The organism is Flavobacterium aureirubrum (assembly GCF_038739835.1).
Taxonomy (GTDB): Bacteria; Bacteroidota; Bacteroidia; order Flavobacteriales; family Flavobacteriaceae; genus Flavobacterium; species Flavobacterium aureirubrum.
On record NZ_JBCGDO010000012.1, the window covers coordinates 34,116 to 53,950 of the forward strand.

A 19,835-nucleotide genomic window follows, 5' to 3' on the forward strand; every position below is an offset into this window, starting at 1 on the left:
ATTGAAATTACTTTTAATAAAAAAACCATGAATTGGATAACAGATTTGTTTATCGAAGAGTCTATTCCGCAAACCATAATCATTTTTAGTTTGGTTATTGCGTTTGGAATTTGGTTAGGAAAAATAAAGATATTCGGAATTTCGTTAGGAGTTACATGGGTATTATTTATTGGAATATTTTTTTCGTTCATGGGTGTTTCTGTCAATCCTGAATTGAAAGATTTTTTAAAAGAATTTGGCCTTGTTTTGTTTGTTTACACGCTTGGACTTCAGGTTGGTCCTGGTTTTTTTGCTTCGCTTAACAAAAACGCATTAGTTTCAAATATTCTAGCTGGTTTGATAGTTATTTTAGGGGTGCTCACTACAATATTGTTGTTTTTTCTTTTCAATAATTCTATCGGTCTAATGACTGGCGTAATGAGTGGTGCCGTGACAAATACGCCCGGACTTGGTGCTGCTCAAACCACATTGAGTAATTTACACCACTTAGATACAGATAACTCTATGGTCACTTTGGCTTATGCAGTGGCTTATCCATTTGGTGTTTTTGGTATCATAATAGCCATGTTACTTTTAAAACGAATATTTAAAGTAAACATTGAAACTGAAACCCAGAAGCACGAAGAAATCAATAATACAAACAAAGACAAAGTAATTTCTAAACATTTGAAGTTAGAAAACAAACAACTTATAGGTTCTTCATTACATACCATTTTTGAAATGCTACCTACGCATATTGTAGTTTCCAGAATGTTTCATCACGGAAAAGTAATAACTCCAACACCCAATGAAGTATTAGCCGAAGGCGATGTATTGCTAATCGTGGCACCACAACATCTTTTTGATAAACTACATTTACTAATAGGTTCTGAAAGTGACATGGATTTAAAAACTGCCATGAACAGTAACTTAGTTTCTAGTCGTGTAGTGGTAACCAATAAAGAAATTACGCATAGACGACTAGGTGATATTCCCGAAATAAATCAACACGACTTCACTTTTACCCGATTGAGTAGAGCAGGAATTGAAATGGTTCCAAATGGTAACATCGCGCTACAACTTGGTGATATAATTAAAGTAGTAGGAACCAAAGAAGGATTGGCAAACATTACTAAAATTTTAGGAAATTCTATGAAACGCCTTGAAGTTCCCGATTTAGCACCCATATTTATGGGAATTGTTATTGGGATTGTTTTTGGTAGTATTCCTTTTCAAATTCCAAATATACCAGTTCCAGTAAAAATTGGCTTAGCTGGCGGACCATTAATTGTAGCTTTATTATTAAGCCGATTTGGGAACAAACTGTACTTAAATAATTATACTACCACAAGTGCAAATTTAATGATACGCGAACTTGGAATAACGCTTTTCCTTGCTAGTGTGGGTTTAGGCAGTGGCTCCAAAGTGGCAGAAGCTTTTGCCAGTGGCAATGGGTTTATTTGGATTAGTATGGGGATTGTTATTACCATTTTGCCATTATTAGTGGTAGGAGTTATAGCCATGACGTGGTTTAAAAAATCGTATTTCGAAATCTGCGGACTTTTAGCTGGCGCTTCAACTGATCCACCAGCGCTAACTTTTGCATTGAAGATTGCAGGAAATGATATTCCATCTTCTACTTATGCCACGGTTTATCCATTAACGATGATTTTGAGGATAGTAGCAGCGCAACTTTTAATTCTATTTTTCAGTTAGTTTTATATGAAGTAAGCTGTTGTATTTTTAACTTCACCTATCATAAAAGTACTATGCGTGCTACCTATATGTTGTAAAGTTGTTAATTTTTTAACCAAAAAATCTCGGTATTCATCCATGTCTTTCAAACAGACTTTCAGAATATAATCATAATCACCGCTAACGTGATAGCACTCTAGAACTTCATCAAGTTTTATTACTTCTTTTTCAAATTTAGTAATCAATTCTTGCGTATGTTGTAGTAGTTTTAAATGACAAAAAACAACAAATCCTTTATTGATTTTATCCCGATTTAATATTGCCACATATTTGTCAATTATTCCTTCACGTTCCAATTTTTTTATTCTTTCGTAAACCGCAGTTACTGATAGGTTGAGTTTATGCGATAATGCTGCTGTAGTACTTTTTGTGTCTTCTTGAAGTAATCTCAATAATTTTTTATCGATGGCATCCATATTTCCCCCTTTTTGAATTAAAATCTACAAATCAGTTTAATTTATGTCAAATATAGATTTTTTATCCAAAGTATAAACGTTAATTAGATTAAAAAACTAAAAATATTATTTACTATTGATTTAAAATCTAATTATTACCAACTTTGATTAAAATTGTATAAAAATCATAACAAATGAGAAAATTTAATCCAGCCGATAAAATTCAAGACTTACAATATTTTGGTGAATTTGGCGGCGTAAATCCATCCATTTCAGATAGTTCGACCTACACATTTCTTTCTGCAAAAACAATGTTTGATACTTTCGAAGGAAATGCCGAAGGTTGTTACTTATATTCCCGACATTCTTCACCCATGAACTTGTATTTAGGCAAAGCATTAGCAGCAATGGAAGGTACAGAAAGTGCTAACGTAGCAGCATCAGGAATGGGCGCAATTACACCAGTTTTATTGCAATTGTGTTCTGCTGGCGATGCAATTGTTTCTAGTAGAACAATTTATGGTGGAACTTATGCCTTTATGAAAAACATGTTGCCAAAATGGAATATTAAAACCCATTTTGTAGATATTACCAAACTTGATCTTGTGGAAAATGCGATTACAAAAAATACGAAAGTACTCTATTGCGAAACAGTGAGTAATCCGTTGCTCGAAGTTGCTGATATTGTGAGTTTGGCAAAAATTGCCAAAAAACACAATCTAAAATTAGTTGTAGACAATACCTTTTCTCCACTTTCGGTCGCGCCAGCCCAAATGGGTGCCGATGTGGTTATTCATAGTTTAACAAAATTTATAAATGGAAGTAGTGATACTGTTGGCGGTGTGGTTTGCGCAAGTCAAGATTTTATAAATGATTTGAAAAATGTAAATAATGGTGCTAGCATGTTACTTGGTCCAACGATGGATAGTTTAAGAAGTGCTAGTATTTTGAAAAATTTACGAACGCTTCATATCCGAATGAAACAACACAGTTACAACGCCATGTTCTTGGCTCAAAAATTTGAAAACGATGGATTAAAAATTGTTTATCCAGGATTGAAAAGTCATCCAAGTCATCTGTTGTATGCAACTATGATTAATCACGAGTATGGTTATGGTGGCATGATGACTATGGATGTTGGAACATTAAATAAAGCAAATGCGTTGATGGAGTTGATGCAAAATCGTAATTTGGGTTATTTAGCAGTAAGTTTAGGATTTTATAAAACGCTATTTAGTGCGCCAGGCACTTCAACTTCTTCCGAAATACCATTGGAAGAACAAATTCAAATGGGTTTAACCGATGGGTTAATTCGGTTTTCAATTGGCTTGGATAATGATATTGAACGAACTTATCAAATGATGAAACAGTGCATGAAGGAATTAAATATAATATAATCAGCAGCGTTTTTAAGTTTTAACTTAAATCGTAGCATTAGTTTATTTTGTGTCACGTCGAGCATTATTTTCGTAATTTTATGACTTTAAAAAATGTTATGAAAAAGCAACTATTAGGATTATTACTTTTTACAGGTTTACTTTCGGCTCAAACAGACAGTCGCTTATATGCTATTATTGATGGCGTTTCGGCAGAACGTATCGCAAAGGATATAAAAACTCTAGCTGATTTTGGGACCAGAAATACCTTTAGTGATACTGTTTCAAATACAAGAGGAATTGGCGCAGCTCGACGATTTATTAAAGCAGAATTTGATAAAACCAGTAAATCTTGTAATAACTGTTTAGAGGTTTTTTATCAAAAAGATTTAGTAACCCCAAAAGACGGCGATAGAATTCCAAAAGAAGCTTATGTTGTGAATGTAGTTGCCATACAAAGAGGAACCAAATATCCTAACCGTTACATTATAATGAGTGGTGATATTGATAGTCGCAATTCTGATACAATGGATTACAAAAATGATTCACCTGGCGCAAACGATAATGCTTCAGGAATGGCAGGAACTATGGAAGCTGCTCGTGTACTTTCGAAATACTCCTTTGAAAATAGTATAGTGTATCTTGGTTTATCAGGCGAAGAGCAAGGACTTTTCGGAGGTAAAGGTGTTGCCGAGTATGCCAAAGCTAATAACTGGGAAATCATAGGCGTTTTAAACAATGATATGATAGGCAATATTGAAGGCGATGATGGCGTTATTGATAATCGAACTTTTCGCATTTTTTCTGAACCAACTCCTGTTACAGAAACTGAGAAAGAACGCAATCAACGTCGATTTTATGGCGGTGAAGTAGATGGAATATCACGACAGTTAGCGCGGTACATTTACAAAACAGTAACGACCTATATGCCTGAAATGAACCCGATGATGGTCTATCGTTTAGACCGTTTTGGCCGTGGTGGTCATCATCGTCCTTTTAACGATTTGGGATATGCTGGTGTGCGAATAATGGAAGCTCACGAAAATTACAACCGTCAACATCAAAATAATAGAGTAGAAAATGGAATAAAATATGGTGATGTTATAGAAGGCGTTAATTTTGATTATGCAAAAAAGCTTACCGCCGTAAATGCTATTGTATTAGCTAGTATGGGTTGGTCTCCAATGCCACCAAAAAATGTTGCAATTGGTGGTGCTGTTGCTCCAAGTACCATCTTAAAATGGGAAATTAGCGATGATAATGACATTGCTGGTTATAAAATTTATTGGCGATTGACCACAGCTGCACATTGGGAAAACAGTCGATTTGTAGGTAATGTAAATACTTTTACTCTGTCAGGTATTGTTATTGATAATTATAATTTTGGTGTGGCTACTGTTTATAAAAATGGACATGAAAGTGTAGTGGTTTTTCCATCTTCAGTAATTAGAAGTACTGCGAAGTAATAGCATTAAGACATTATTTATTCGGCTTATTTTCTAGATAAGACTTGAGTTTTTCTTCAATGTTGTGCAAAGGAGCAGTACTAGCATTTTACACTTATATTGTAATTTTCAAGTCGGTTGAAAATGACAAATATTTAATTTACATATCAGTAGCTGGAGTGTCACTGATGAAAACGCTTTCGTCCGCAACTATTAGCAATGCATAACTAGTGAACATGGACAAAAAAATCGGTGTAATTGAGCTTAAGTTTATAGAAGATATTAGTACTGATTTTGAGCCAACAGAAAAAAATAGCACAGTTACAAATGTTGTTTTTGTAATGAAAGATGGCATTAATGATAAATAATCAACATCAAATTACAATTCATAATTTTTTATTGATATTTGCAGTTCCAAAATTAAATTTCACAAACTATGGGAATGAATAAAAACACCGTTTTAGGATGGGCAACCTTTATTATGATCATTATGGGATTAGTTTTAATAGGTTTAGGAATATACCGCTATGCAGATGTTGCAGGATGGGGATTTGCGACGGTTGGTGTAGGTTTTTTAGCCAACGCATGGGTATTTAGTTCGCTTAAAGGAAGAGTTTAGTAACTTTACGTTAAAGTTTCATCAATTGTTAGATGTTTTATAAGATTGTTTTTATTCGGTAATGATAAAATATATAAAAGTATCGATATTATTAATTTTGATTTCCCCCGAACTCCTATGTGCTCAAAAAACTGATGCAAGCAACAATCATAAGAATTCTAATCTTACTAATAGATTAATAATAGACTCTATTTCTGATGAAAAGCCTGATGAATCTCTACAGCTTATTTCGAATTTAGATAAACATGAAATTGAAACTCCTGATATTTTATATCTAACGAATGGTGATAAACTATCTGGTAAATTTATTTCTTTTGAACAGGGACGGATGCGTTTTGATGCTCAAGGACCAGGTATCATTTATGTTAAATGGTATAAGATAAAATCTATTGCTTGTGGTAGCAAGCTCTATCGTGTAGAAACTACCCGCGGAGAAATTTTTAAAGGAAGAATTATCGAATCATCTAATAGTGGTGAAATCACAGTGCTAAGCACACCTAAACAACATTTGAAATTTCAAAATATTTCAAGGATTTATGCACTTGAATCGGAATGGTATAGACGATTTAAAGGTGATTTAGGTGGTGGTGTGAGTTATACTAAATCTTCGGATGTGCTTCGAATAAATGCAGAAAGTAATTTGTACTATGTTATTCCACGATGGCGATTTATCAACACCTTTTCTTATATATCTACTTCCACTGGTAATACAGATTTTTCAGAAAGAATTCAGTTCTCACTAGAGGCATTTTATGCCTTGCAAAAAAAATGGTTTGTCTATGAGCAAAGTTCTTTTAACAGAAATGATGAATTGGGTATTGATGCTAGGTTTTCATTTGGTATTGGTGCAGGTAATAATCTTGTATTAACCGAGATACAAAAGTTGCAAGTTTTTACAGGTATTCTTCAAAACTTCGAAAAGAATATTCAACTAAATGAGTTTAACTCTTATCTTGAATGGCAAGCCACTTTACATCATACTATTTATAGTTTTCTAAAGCCTAATTTAACTGCGTCAACAAATCTTAGTTCTTTTGTTGGAATTACAGAAACGAGCAGATACCGATTTGATGCTACTACTGATCTAACATGGGAGTTTGTAACCAATTTTAAGTTGCAACTCTCTTTCTACTTCAATTTCGACAACAAAAGAATCCAAGGAAAGAATAGTGAAATCGATTATGGTCCGATACTTTCCTTTTTACTTGATTTAAAATAAAATCATTTTTAAAATTCTTTTTTTTAAAACTATCTTTGTAGACTTAATTTTTTAAATAATACCCAATAATATGTCGGACGATAAAAAAGTAATTTTCTCAATGCAACGCTTGAGTAAATCCTATCAAGGTAGCGATAAGCAAGTACTAAAAAACATATATTTAAGTTTCTTCTATGGAGCAAAAATTGGGATTTTAGGATTAAACGGCTCAGGTAAATCCTCACTTTTAAAGATTATTGCTGGTGTGGATAAAAACTACCAAGGTGATGTGGTTTTTCAACCAGGTTATACGGTTGGTTATTTAGAGCAAGAACCAAAACTAGATGAAACCAAAACTGTAATTGAAATTGTAAAAGAAGGAGTTGCTGAAACAATGGCTTTGCTTGATGAATTCAATAAAATCAACGATATGTTCGGTTTGCCCGAAGTTTACGAAGATGCTGACAAGATGGATAAACTAATGGACCGTCAAGCGGAATTACAAGACCGAATTGATGCTTGTGGTGCATGGGAAATCGACAATAAACTTGAGGTAGCTATGGATGCACTGAGAACACCAGAAGGCGATATGCCAATAAGTGTTTTATCTGGTGGAGAAAAACGTCGTGTGGCTTTATGTCGTTTGTTATTGCAACAACCTGACGTGTTACTTTTAGATGAGCCAACGAACCATTTGGATGCCGAAAGCGTGTTGTGGTTAGAACAACATTTAGCTCAATATGCTGGAACTGTAATAGCAGTTACTCACGATCGATATTTCCTAGATAATGTGGCAGGATGGATTTTAGAACTCGATAGAGGTGAAGGTATTCCATGGAAAGGAAATTATTCTTCTTGGTTAGACCAAAAAACAAAACGTATGGAACAAGAGGAGAAAACAGCGTCCAAACGTAGAAAAACATTAGAGCGCGAATTAGACTGGGTTCGTCAAGGCGCAAAAGGAAGACAAACGAAACAAAAAGCGCGTTTACAGAATTATGATAAACTTTTAAATGAGGACCAAAAAGAATTAGACGAAAAATTAGAAATCTATATCCCAAATGGTCCGCGACTAGGAACCAATGTGATTGAAGCTAAAAATGTAGCCAAAGCTTTTGGCGATAAATTGCTATATGATAATTTGAATTTTACGCTTCCGCAAGCAGGAATTGTGGGAATTATTGGTCCTAATGGTGCTGGTAAGTCTACTATTTTTAGAATGATTATGGGAGAAGAAAACGCAGATTCTGGAACATTTGCTATTGGTGATACGGTGAAAATTGCTTATGTTGATCAATCACATTCCAATATTGATTTAAATAAATCAATTTGGGAAAACTTTTGCGATGGTCAAGAGTTAATCATGATGGGTGGAAGACAAGTCAATTCTAGAGCTTATTTATCGCGTTTTAATTTTGGCGGAAGCGAACAAAACAAAAAAGTAGCGGCACTTTCTGGTGGAGAGCGTAACCGTTTGCACCTAGCAATGACTTTAAAAGAAGAAGGAAATGTTTTGTTACTCGATGAACCAACAAATGATTTGGATATTAACACACTTCGCGCCTTGGAAGAAGGATTAGAAAATTTTGCTGGTTGTGCTGTAATTATAAGTCACGACCGTTGGTTTTTAGATAGAGTTTGTACTCATATATTAGCTTTTGAAGGTAACTCTGAAGTTTATTTTTTTGAAGGCAGTTTCTCTGAATATGAAGAAAATAAAAAGAAAAGATTAGGTATTGATGTTACACCAAAACGCATCAAATATAGAAAGTTGATAAGAAATTAACAGTAGTAAAATAAAAATCCTGAGTAATCAGGATTTTTTTAATATATATTTTATATTTGAATACTAAACACAACCAATGATTAAAAGTAAGTCTACTTATTTAATTTTCATTTTTCTTTTCTGTTCGGCGCTACTTTTTTCCCAAGATAGAGATTCAAAAAAAAATGAAATTGAAAATCTAATAAACGATGCGGTTGTTAATTATTCTTCTTTTAAATATGATAAAGCATTAGAGATTTCAAAACAAGCTTTAATGAAATCATTTGCTATTGACGATAATTTACTAATATCTCAATGCTATAACACTATTGGAGTTATTTTTAATGAATGTTCAGATAGTGAAAAAGCAATCGAATTCTATGAAAAGGCAGTGTTCTATGCAAAGAAAGTTAACAACGATATTTTGTTTAACTGGATTTATGGAAACCTAGGCAGTGTTTATTATTTCAACAATATCGATGTCAAGAAAGGTATTAATTACTACAAAAAATCCTTGTTTTACGCAGAAAAAATTAAAGATTCTGCCCAAATACAATATACCAAACTTAATCTGGCAAGTGCCTATTTCGCCATTCATGATTATAAATTAGGAAGTAAGGAAATTAACGATATTCGAGAGAAAATAGTAAAGGAAGACAATGATGAAGCCAAAATGTCGTTGAATTTATTACTCGGAATTTATGCATCAAATAATAATAAAAAACTTGAAGGGGAACAGTATTATTTCAAAGCAAAAAAAATTGCTGAAGCCAATGATTTTCAATCAAATTTGATAAATATCTACGAAAATTTGGTTAGACATCATACATTACATAACGAAGCTGATAAAGCAAAAAAGTATCAACAAAAGTTAGACTCTCTCCATGAAATAGTTTATTCACAAGATAAACTGGAAAATATAAAAAATGCAGCCAATCAAATTGAATTAGATGAATATAAAATACAGCTAGAACGCATTGAACAAGTTAATGAAGAACATAAAAGAAGTTTAAAAGACTCCAAGTTAATTGTTATTCTTTTTCTTGTGATACTAATTATCTTATTAATGTTTTTGCTAACGCTATATAAAAACATCAAAATTCGTGAACATTCCAACCTAGAGTTACAGCAATCTAATGAGGCTTTAAAAGTTGCCATAGAAAAAGCTGAAGAGGCATCAAAATTAAAGTCACAATTTGTTTCAACCATTACACACGAGTTAAGAACACCTTTGTATGGCGTTATTGGAATTACCGATATAATTCTTGACGAACATAAAGAATTAGCTAGGAGTCCGCATCTAAAATCGCTAAAATTTTCAGCTAAATATCTACTTTCGTTAGTTAATGACATTCTTCAAATGAATAAAATTGAAGAGAAACGTATTGTTTTAGAAAACTTAATATTCAATTTAACGGATGAAATTACTACAATAAAAAATTCAGTAGAATATATTGCTGATAAAAACAACGATAAATTATCAGTAGAAATAGATACTGCCATTCCCGAATTTTTGATAGGCGATAAACTGCGCTTATCTCAAATCATCATGAATTTAGTGAGCAATGCTCTTAAATTTACCAAAAATGGCGAGGTGATACTCAGCGCTGATTTAAAAAGAGTTGAAAATAAAACCTATTTCATTGAATTTAAAGTGAAAGATACAGGTATCGGCATTGCCAAAGCTGACCAAGAAAAAATCTTTGACAAGTTTGTTCAAATAGAACGCAAAGAAGAAGATTATCAAGGTACAGGTTTAGGTTTATCAATAGTTTCAAGACTCGTTGAGCTTTTTGATAGTGAAATTCATCTTGAAAGTGAAGAAAACGTGGGTACTACTTTTTTCTTTACCATTGGTTTTGAATATGACGAGGAAAAATCAAAAGAAATTATCAATAATATAGAAGTAGACCTTTCAATAAATGACAATTTCTATAATATTTTGGTCGTTGAAGATAACAAGATTAACCAAATGGTTACAAAAAAAATTATCCATAACAGCAATATGACTTGCACAATTGTTGACGATGGTTATGCAGCTATGGTTGCTATAGATAGAGAGCGTTTTGATATCATTTTAATGGATATTAATATGCCATTAATCAATGGTTTCGAAACTACTCGAAAAATTAGAGAAAAAGGTGTTACAACTCCAATTATTGCTTTAACGGCCTTTGACAAACAGGAAGTAACAGAAGAAGCTCTAGCTGTAGGAATGAACGACATCATGGTGAAACCCTTTGAGCCGTCAAAGTTGTTTCAGGTTATTAACAATAACATAAAAAAAAAAAAGAGCGTTGATTAATACCAACGCTTTTTATTTTTCTTTGAAGCTTCTGATTTTCTAGAAGTACTTCCTTCAGGCTTCTTTTTATTTCTTAAATCAGGTTTTGCATCTGGATTGGGTTCACCATCTTTCCATGGAAAAGGGTGATCCTTAATTATTTTGACATTTACTTTTATCAACTTTTGAATGTCCTTCCAGTAAGGTTCTTCATCTCTTCCGCAGAAAGAAATTGAAATTCCACCATTACCCGCGCGACCTGTTCTACCTATCCTATGAACATAAGTTTCGGGAATATTGGGTAAATCAAAATTGATAACATAAGGTAAACTTTCAATATCAATGCCTCGTGCAGCAATATCTGTAGCAACTAGTACTGTGATTTCCTTGTTTTTAAAATGCTCTAAAACACGTTGTCTTGCCGTTTGCGATTTGTCTCCATGAATAGCCTCTGCATTTACTCCGTGTTTTTTTAACGCTTTAACAACATTATCAGCGCCATGCTTGGTTCGCACAAAGACCAAAACATTGTTGAGATTTTCATTTCTAATCAAATGATATAGCAATCCACGTTTATTTTCTTTGTCAACAAAATAAATTTGCTGCTCAATAATTTCTGCCGTTGATGAAACGGGCGTAACCGATACATATTCAGGTTTATTTAAAAAAGTATCTGCTAATTCGCGAATAGCCATGGGCATGGTTGCCGAAAACAATAAGGTTTGTCTATTAGTTGGAACCAGTTTCACGATTTTTCTAACATCGTTAATAAAGCCCATATCAAGCATCAAATCTGATTCATCTAATACTAAATAATGCAAGCTGTCAAAATTCACAAAACCTTGTTTGTGCAAATCTAAGAGTCTTCCTGGCGTTGCAATTAGCACATCAACACCTTTTTTAAGCTGGTCAACTTGCGGTACTTGTGAAACTCCGCCAAAAACGGTTAGTTGTCTAATATTGGTATATTTTCCATAGGTATCAAAACTTTCACCTATCTGAACCGCTAATTCACGTGTTGGAGTAACTACCAAGCAGCGAATTTCTTTGGTTTTTTTTGATGAACCTATCATTCTATGTAAGTTGTGAATAATAGGAATGGCAAAAGCCGCTGTTTTTCCCGTACCAGTTTGGGCACAACCTACTAAATCTCTACCAGATAATATTATCGGAATGGCTTTTTCTTGAATCGGCGTTGGGTTGGTATATCCTTCTTCAAAAACGGCTCTTTGAATACTTTTGGATAATGATAAATCTTCGAATAACATGAAATCTTGTTTAAGTGGCAAATATAGCCAATTACAAGGTACAAAATACGAGTTACGAAGTAAAGGATAGAGTCTCTAGCAAACTAGACATATTCAAGAGATACTGGTAGTTTATCACCTCTAATTTCGTACATTTAACTTAGTACCTACAAAAGTTCCTTTCGTGATTTAATAAAATCAGTAACCAAGTAACCAATTAATTTCCCAATGAGGTGATTGTTTTTTTCTTCACCCAATTCTGGTGCGCCTTCACAGATATGAAGATAAGCTGCATTTTTATTTTTACCAAAAAAATAAACAAACTGCCGCAATTCTTCGATAGAAAAACCACTCATGGTCATGGCGCTAGAGGCAATGTTAGGCAATGCATCAAGATCTATTTCAATTCCATACGGGTCATTTTTTATAAATTCAAATGCCGTGTTGAGTTCTTGTTGAAAATTTTTTTGTTGCCTCACTTTAATCTCATCATAAGTATTGTAGCAAACTCGGTCTTCTATTTTCTTTAAATTATCCAAAACATTTTTTGAAGTGTAGTTTTCGTGTAATCCAAAAATGAAATATTTTTTCAAAAAACCTTCCTCGTAGGCATAAGAAAAGCCGTTACCGCTGTGTCTTCCTTCTAAAATTCTAAAATCGGAGTGCGCATCAAAATTAATTGCATTAATAGGTTTTCCCAATCCCAGCGCTGTACCTTTTATATTTCCGTAGGCATTGTTATGTCCACCACCAATAATGATTGGAATTTTACCGCATTTAATGATGCTATTAACAATGTGAACTACTTCTTTATCTATTTTTTGTACCAATTCTCCCAATTGTTTTCGATCCTCAGTTTTATGGAAATCTAATCCTTTGGCCATTTCCATTTCTTCTGAAACATCAATCGTTCCCATCACAATAATTTGACTTCCTTTACAAAATCTATTGTGTTGAATATTGGCAATACTGCTAATGGCACTTTTCCATGCTGTTGATGCACCAGGACGACCATAATTAGCGCGAATACCTACATCTTCTGGAATTCCTAATAGGGCATATCTGGCTTCTGAATTTTTTAAAAAGGTATTATAGTTTTCTCCTTTTGGGAAAGTGAGCATTTTTTCACCAAATTTAACTTCACCACTTCTGTGGTTAGTGACTTTCGCCAAATCGGTGATTGTAAAAGGAATTAGTCGTTCCATTTGAGTTGTAATATTTGGTCAAAAATATAATATAATTGGTTATTTACCGTTACTATGTTAATTATTATTACTTTTGAACTAATAAAATAACAACACATGGAAAATCAAAACAACAATTCAAAACTTAAAAGTATAATCATACTATTGGCGGTATTGCTGGTTGGTAGCTTGATTTATATCTTCAAACTTACTTCTGATGCTAAAACATTAGAAACGACGGTTTCAACAGTTAAATCAGAAAAAGAAGATGTAATGAAAGATTTAGCTGAACTAAAGTCAACATATGACGCAGCTATTGCAGAAAACACTACAATGTCAGACGAGTTGATAGCAGAAAGAGATAAAGTTGTTAAATTGATGTCTGAACTTAAAAATGCTAAAGGTGATAACGCTTCTTTGCGAAAGTATAAAGATCAATATAAATCGATGGAAGCAAAGATGAAAAATCTGATGCAAGAAGTTGAGGTTTTGAAGAAAGAAAATCAACAACTTACTGCTAATCTTGATAGCACCAAAGTGGTTTTAGATGACTCAAAAAAATACAACCAAGTTCTTGTAGGGCAAAACGAGGAATTGGCAAAAACAGTTGAAAAAGGTTCTAAACTTTCACTTACCAATTTAAAAACCGCTGCATATAAAGTTAAAAGTTCAGGTAAAGAAATAGCTACTGATAAAGCAAGTAGAGCAGATATGTTGAAAATTAATTTTACCATTGCTGAAAACAAGATTGCTAAGTCAGGTGATAAAACATACTATGTTCAAGTTATTGATTCAAAAAACAATGTTTTAGGTGATAAGGCAACCATTTCATTTGGTGAAACTTCATTAACTTATAGTTTTACAACAACAGTTAAGTATGAAAATAAAACAGTAGAAGTTTCAGAACAATTACCAGGAAAAGATTTCCAAAAAGGAACCTATTTTGTAAATGTTTTCGATAAAGGCGAATTGGTTTCTAAAAGTAGTTTCTCGTTAAGATAATAATTTATAAATCTGAATTAAAAGTCCTATCAAGTTAAGTTGATAGGACTTTTTTTATGCCAATATCTTTCCGTCCAAAATAATTTGTTCAATCAAATTGCTGCCAAAAGAATAAGGTAATTCATAATAGGAGTGAAGCGGTTTTGTAATAATTAAATTGGCTTTTTTCCCTACTGTGATGCTACCGTGAGTTTCAGAAATTCCCATAGCATAGGCACCATTAATTGTTGCTGCATTGATGGCTTCTTCGGGAGTCATTTTCATTTTGATGCAAGCGGTTGCCAACACAAAATTCATATTTCCCGATGGAGAAGTTCCCGGATTAAAATCGGATGCTAATGCTAAAGGTAATCCGGCATCAATCATTTTTCGTGCTGGAGTATAAGGTATGCTGATAAAATAGGAACAACTCGGCAAAGCTACAGGCATAGTTTCACTTTTCTTCAAAGCCATTATATCTTCATCGGTTACAATTTCGAGATGATCAACAGTTAGTGCGTTATGTTTTACACAAGCAGCAATTCCATTAATGGCTGTAAATTGATTGACATGAATTTTGGAACGTAATCCATATCTTATTCCAGCTTCCATAATCCGTTCTGTTTCTTCCACAGAAAAGTAGCCAGTTTCACAGAATGCATCGATGTAATGTGCGAGGTTTTCAGCTGCTATTTTGGGTAACATTTCGTTGATGATTAAATCAATGTAACCATTGTGATTTTCTTTGAACTGTTTAGGGAAAGCATGTGCTCCGAGAAAGGTAGCTTTAATAGTTATAGGATAATTTTTAGCTAGTTTTTTGATGACACGAAGCATTTTTAGTTCACCTTCAACCGTTAAACCATATCCTGATTTTATTTCAACAGCTCCAGTTCCTTGTTTGATAATTTCTTGTAATCTTTTTTCAGATTGATTATAAATTTCTTCTTCTGAAGCATCATTTAATTGTTTTGCAGAGTTTAATATTCCACCACCACGATTGGCAATTTCTTCATAAGTTAGTCCATTAATTCTGTCTACAAATTCTTGCTCACGATTACCAACATAAACAATATGGGTGTGGCTGTCGCACCATGAAGGTAAAACAATTTTACCATCAGCATCAATAGTTTTATCAGCATTAATTTTGGGACAATCTTGCATCACACCGTAAGAAGCAATTAAATCATTTTCTATTAAAAGGAAAGCGTTTTTTAAAGTGGGCAAATGAGCCATTTCGCTTCCTGAAACTTTTTCAACTGAACAAGTTCTTACTTGTAAAAGTTCTTCAATATTGATGATTAATGTTTGCATAGAATGATTTTTGGTAAAAATAGTTTGAAAAAAATAAATATGCTTAAATTTAAACAAATTTAGAATTCGTGAGAAAAATAAAGTACAAGAAGGGAAGAAAAGTGCAGCCAACGCTTTTAGAATATACGGGTGTTCATAAACAGATTAAAACAGAATTGCAATTATTTGTTTATGATACTAATGATTTGACTGAGTATAATGAATTTAGAACTGAGCAATTACAAAAGTGTTTTGACAGTTCAAAAGTAAATTGGTTGAATGTTCATGGGATAAATGATATTGAAACTATTAAATCAATTGGAGATTTTCTTACCGTCGATAATTTTATGCTTAGTGATATTTTAAATACCACAAAGCGAACAAAACTTGAAGAATATCATGATGTTTTGTTTTTTAATATAAAATCATTGTTACCCATTGAAAACTCTGATAATATCAACATGGAGCAAATAAGTTTCTTGTTGAAAAATGGAATATTAGTTTCTTTTCAAGAAAAGCGAAGTGATTTTTTTGCCCATATTAGGGAACGAATTAGAACTCATTCGGGTATTGTAAGAGATAAGAAAGCGGATTATTTATTGTATTTACTGCTTGATGCGGTGATGGAAAATTTTTATATAACTATCGAAAGTGAAGAAGATAGAGTAGAGGACTTGATTAATTTATCAAAATCAAATACAAATCCAGAAATTTTGATACAAATTGAAAAACATCGCGACAACTTTAATTTTTTGAAGCGTTCAATAATTCCTTTGAGAGACTCATTGTATTCTATAAAAAGCATGAAAGATGATAATGTTTTTAACGCTGTTGAACATGATAATTACAGTTTTTTTGCTCGCTTGCATCAAAAAAGTTTAGAGTTGTTAGAGCAAGTTGAATATGATATGACAACGCTTGATAGTGCATCTAATTTTTATTTTTCTTCACAAAATCATAAAATGAATGAGGTGATAAAAACACTAACGGTGGTTTCTGTTTTCTTCATGCCATTGACTTTTATCGTTGGAATTTATGGGATGAACTTTGATGTTATGCCAGAGCTTCGTTGGCGATACGGTTATTTCATGATAATGAGTTTTATGTTTTTCTTACTCATAGGTATGATACTCTATTTTAAGAAAAAGAAATGGTTTTAAACTATATTCTTCGTTTTTTTAAAATTGATTTTAGGTAAAGTAGTCCAATGGCTGCAGCAATTAGCGAAGAAAGTAAAATCATTATTTTAGAATTATCAATATGCTCTTTATCAGTAAACGCAAGTAGCGTTATAAATATTGACATGGTAAAGCCTATTCCTCCCAAAAAGCTTACTCCCAAAACACTTTTCCAATTCAAATCTTTTGGATGTTTACTTATTTTTAGTTTCACTGAAAGAAAACTAAAAAGCCAAATTCCAACCGGTTTTCCGACTATTAACCCTAGTGCAATTCCCAAAGTGTAGCTCTGACCAAGCATAAAATGCCAATCTGAATTGATTACAATCGCAGTATTAGCCAATGCAAATAAAGGTAGGATAAGGTAGGCAACGGGTTTGTGTAAAAAATGTTGTAATATATAGGAAGTAGATTTTCTATCTCCTGAACCAAATGGAATAGCAAATGCAAGTAAAACTCCCGTTATGGTAGCATGTACACCGGAATTCAACATAAAATACCACATTACAATCCCACTAATTAAATAAGGAATGAGGTTACGAACTCGTAACCTGTTTAAAACTAAAAGAAAAACAAAAATAGCGAGTGAAATCAATAAATTATTCCAAACAATAGTTTTAGTGTAAAAAAAAGCAATTATCAAAATAGCGCCTAAATCATCTATGACTGCTAATGCCGTCAGAAAAATTTTGAGTGAAACTGGAACTTTATTTCCAAGTAAAGATAAAATTCCAAGTGCGAATGCTATATCGGTTGCCATTGGTATTCCTGCTCCAGATTGAGTAATTGTTCCATGATTTAATAACAAATATAATCCTGCTGGAACAATCATTCCGCCAACTGCAGCAGATATTGGTAACAATGCATTTTTTATATTGGATAATTCTCCAATGTAAACTTCACGTTCAAGTTCGAGACCGATCATTAAAAAGAAAATCGTCATCAACCCGTCATTAATCCAATATTCCAAAGGTTGACTACCAATTTGCGTGTGCCATAAATGCAGGTAGCTTTCGCTAATTGCTGAGTTCGATAATGATAACGAGATTATAGTACAAATTATGAGGAGAAAACCAGCAGCTTTTTCGTTTTCGATGAAATCTTTGAAAAGTTTTGTAATCATTTTACAAATATAAAAAAAGCATCCTGTGTAGGATGCTTTTTTATCTTATAATATACTACTAATTTATAAACTTGTAATGATAAATTCACTTCTTCTATTAAGTTGGTGTTCGGCTTCTGTACATGGTACATCATTTGAACATTTGTTAACTAGTTCAGTTTCTCCAAGACCTTCTGATGCTAACCGGTCAGCAGCAATTCCTTGTTTTATCAACCAGTCTTTTGTTGATTTTGCTCTTTTTTCAGAAAGTTCTTTATTGTAACTATCAGTAGCTCGACTATCGGTGTGAGAGCGAATATTGATTTTCATTGTTGGATTTTGGTTTAATACATCTTGTAATTTAGCTAAATCTACAGCTGCATCAGGTCTAATATTCCATTTGTCTAAATCAAAATAAATAATATTGATTTTGAAACAATTGGCTAAATCATCTCCAATTTTCACTTTACAAACCGTTGTTTTATGCTCGATGTTAAGTTCAGTTTTACCCGATTTTTTACCAATAAAAACAGGAGATTCTTTAGTTTCATATTTATCAAGAGAAGTATTTACATAATATTTTGAGCCACACTCTAGCTCAGTAAATTGATAATTACCATTAGCATCAGAAACAGTTTCTTTGATTTTATTAAACTTTTCATCAAACAAAACTACTTTTGTGTTGGGCAATACGGCTTTAGTATCTTCATCCGTAATTACACCAAAAAGAATTTGATCACAAAAGATAGGTGTTTTTTCCAAGAATTTATAGATGTCATCATTTCCTTCACCACCATCTCTGTTAGAACTTAAGAAACCTCTTTTAGTTTTAGTGTCTATAATCAAAGCAAAATCATCCTTAGGACTATTTGCTTCTTCACCCACATTTAATGGTTCTTTGAAAGCTCCGCCATCTTGGGGTATTTTTACTATAAAAATATCCAAACCACCAAGACCAGGTTGACCATCAGAGGCAAAATACAATTCATTTTCATCACTCACAAAAGGGAAGGTTTCTCTTCCTTCAGTGTTAATTGTATTACCTAGGTTTTCTACATTTCCAAAGCTTCCATCTTCATTTATTTTTACTTTAAAAAGATCCGACTGGCCGTGCGTTCCTGGCATGTCTGAAGCAAAATATAATGTTTTGCCATCAGGCGATAATGCAGGATGTGCCACTTGATAACTATCACTATTAAAAGGTAGTGGTGTAATATTTGTCCATTTACCTTCATTGTCGAGAGTGGCTTTGTAAATTTTTAGTAAAGTAACTTTGCCTGCGTCATATCCGCGACCATCAAGAAAATTGTTTCTAGTAAAATATACAGTTTTTCCATCTTTACTAAACACTGGGGTTGACTCATGAAACTTAGTATTTATTTTTTTACCATATTTTTCTACTTCAGCTAATGATCCATCTTCACCTAAATTAGAAGAGTATAAATTAGTAAAATATTGTCCTGTCCAAGTATGAATTCTTTTTGAAAAGTTTCCTGTATCGCGGGCGGAGCTAAACACTACTTTAGTTCCCATGTAAGTTGGTCCATAGTCAGAATATTTGCTATTTACACCGGCATTTTCAATTTTATAACGACCAGAATTATTTTTAATGATAGTTAGGTAATCTTTCTTACCAGAAAATATTTTTGCTCTAGAATCATTGCCACTTTTTTCATTGAATTTGGCCATCATAGCATCTGCTTTTTGATACTCTTTTGTGGCTCTTAGCGATTGCGAATAGCGATAATAAAATTCAGCTTCTTGTTCAGGATTTGTGGCGTATAATTCACTGTACCATTTATTTGCTTTTTCTAATTCAGCATTATAGTAGTAGGCGTTCCCAATTTTAAGTAACATATCAGGAGATTTATACCCTTTTTCATAAATTCGTTCATAGGTTTTAATAGCATCTATATAAGCATACTTGCCAAATTCTTTATCACCTTTTGCTTCTTTTCTATTTCCTTGGGAAAAACTATTCCAACAAGTTAAAGCAACGAATACTAAATATATAATTTTATTTTTCATAATCAA

Annotated in this window: 16 protein-coding genes; 10 read left to right on the top strand and 6 right to left on the bottom strand. The window is 32.9% G+C overall.

Features of this window, described 5'->3' with window-relative positions:
* The first annotated feature begins 27 nt into the window (after positions 1-27).
* Positions 28-1,695, top strand: a complete 1,668-nt coding sequence (locus tag WFZ85_RS09920) for a putative transporter (RefSeq protein WP_342696140.1) — start codon at positions 28-30, stop codon at positions 1,693-1,695.
* A 2-nt stretch (positions 1,696-1,697) separates the two neighbouring features.
* Here WFZ85_RS09920 and WFZ85_RS09925 read toward each other — a convergent pair whose 3' ends face one another.
* Entirely contained in the window at positions 1,698-2,150 is a 453-nt protein-coding gene (locus WFZ85_RS09925) for an Lrp/AsnC family transcriptional regulator (protein WP_342696141.1), read from the bottom strand.
* 173 nt (positions 2,151-2,323) lie between these two features.
* Here WFZ85_RS09925 and WFZ85_RS09930 point away from each other — a divergent pair, with 173 nt between their 5' ends.
* The 7 genes from WFZ85_RS09930 (at position 2,324) to WFZ85_RS09960 (ending at position 10,837) form a co-directional block, all read left to right on the top strand.
* A complete protein-coding gene (locus WFZ85_RS09930) occupies positions 2,324-3,526 on the top strand; it encodes an aminotransferase class I/II-fold pyridoxal phosphate-dependent enzyme (protein WP_342696142.1) in 1,203 nt (400 codons plus the stop codon).
* 98 nt (positions 3,527-3,624) lie between these two features.
* Positions 3,625-4,971, top strand: coding sequence for a M28 family peptidase (locus tag WFZ85_RS09935; RefSeq protein ID WP_342696143.1), 1,347 nt, complete (start codon positions 3,625-3,627; stop codon positions 4,969-4,971).
* A 215-nt stretch (positions 4,972-5,186) separates the two neighbouring features.
* Complete coding sequence (locus tag WFZ85_RS09940) at positions 5,187-5,318, top strand: hypothetical protein (protein ID WP_342696144.1); 132 nt, start codon at positions 5,187-5,189, stop codon at positions 5,316-5,318.
* 68 nt (positions 5,319-5,386) lie between these two features.
* On the top strand, positions 5,387-5,569 hold the full coding sequence (locus WFZ85_RS09945) for a CAL67264 family membrane protein (protein WP_342696145.1): 183 nt from the start codon (positions 5,387-5,389) through the stop codon (positions 5,567-5,569).
* Between the two features lie 61 nt (positions 5,570-5,630).
* On the top strand, positions 5,631-6,788 hold the full coding sequence (locus WFZ85_RS09950) for a DUF481 domain-containing protein (protein ID WP_342696146.1): 1,158 nt from the start codon (positions 5,631-5,633) through the stop codon (positions 6,786-6,788).
* Between the two features lie 70 nt (positions 6,789-6,858).
* Positions 6,859-8,553, top strand: coding sequence for an energy-dependent translational throttle protein EttA (ettA, locus tag WFZ85_RS09955; RefSeq protein WP_342696147.1), 1,695 nt, complete (start codon positions 6,859-6,861; stop codon positions 8,551-8,553).
* Between the two features lie 76 nt (positions 8,554-8,629).
* Entirely contained in the window at positions 8,630-10,837 is a 2,208-nt protein-coding gene (locus WFZ85_RS09960) for a response regulator (RefSeq protein ID WP_342696148.1), read from the top strand.
* On the opposite strand, the gene WFZ85_RS09965 is transcribed toward WFZ85_RS09960, so the two are convergent.
* Positions 10,834-12,084, bottom strand: coding sequence for a DEAD/DEAH box helicase (locus tag WFZ85_RS09965; protein ID WP_342696149.1), 1,251 nt, complete (start codon positions 12,082-12,084; stop codon positions 10,834-10,836). The two genes, WFZ85_RS09960 and WFZ85_RS09965, sit on opposite strands and share 4 nt — an antisense overlap.
* Before the next feature lie 146 nt (positions 12,085-12,230).
* The gene (locus WFZ85_RS09970) at positions 12,231-13,268 is read right to left on the bottom strand and encodes a formimidoylglutamase (protein ID WP_342696150.1); all 1,038 of its coding nucleotides are present in this window, start codon (positions 13,266-13,268) and stop codon (positions 12,231-12,233) included.
* Positions 13,269-13,364: 96 nt separating this feature from the next.
* Between WFZ85_RS09970 and WFZ85_RS09975 the strand changes: the two genes are divergently transcribed.
* Positions 13,365-14,249 carry a GAS domain-containing protein gene (locus tag WFZ85_RS09975; protein WP_342696151.1) on the top strand — a complete coding sequence of 295 codons (885 nt, stop codon included), beginning with the start codon at positions 13,365-13,367 and terminating at the stop codon, positions 14,247-14,249.
* Between the two features lie 54 nt (positions 14,250-14,303).
* Here WFZ85_RS09975 and hutI read toward each other — a convergent pair whose 3' ends face one another.
* The gene (gene hutI, locus WFZ85_RS09980) at positions 14,304-15,542 is read right to left on the bottom strand and encodes an imidazolonepropionase (RefSeq protein ID WP_342696152.1); all 1,239 of its coding nucleotides are present in this window, start codon (positions 15,540-15,542) and stop codon (positions 14,304-14,306) included.
* A 68-nt stretch (positions 15,543-15,610) separates the two neighbouring features.
* On the opposite strand from hutI, the gene corA reads away from it, so the two are divergent.
* Positions 15,611-16,681: a magnesium/cobalt transporter CorA gene (corA, locus tag WFZ85_RS09985; RefSeq protein WP_342696153.1), complete on the top strand. Its 1,071-nt coding sequence runs from the start codon at positions 15,611-15,613 to the stop codon at positions 16,679-16,681.
* Between the two features lies 1 nt (position 16,682).
* On the opposite strand, the gene nhaA is transcribed toward corA, so the two are convergent.
* Both nhaA and WFZ85_RS09995 read right to left on the bottom strand, forming a co-directional pair.
* Entirely contained in the window at positions 16,683-17,822 is a 1,140-nt protein-coding gene (nhaA, locus tag WFZ85_RS09990) for a Na+/H+ antiporter NhaA (protein WP_342696154.1), read from the bottom strand.
* A gap of 63 nt (positions 17,823-17,885) precedes the next feature.
* Complete coding sequence (locus tag WFZ85_RS09995) at positions 17,886-19,829, bottom strand: OmpA family protein (protein ID WP_342696155.1); 1,944 nt, start codon at positions 19,827-19,829, stop codon at positions 17,886-17,888.
* Positions 19,830-19,835 lie beyond the last annotated feature (6 nt).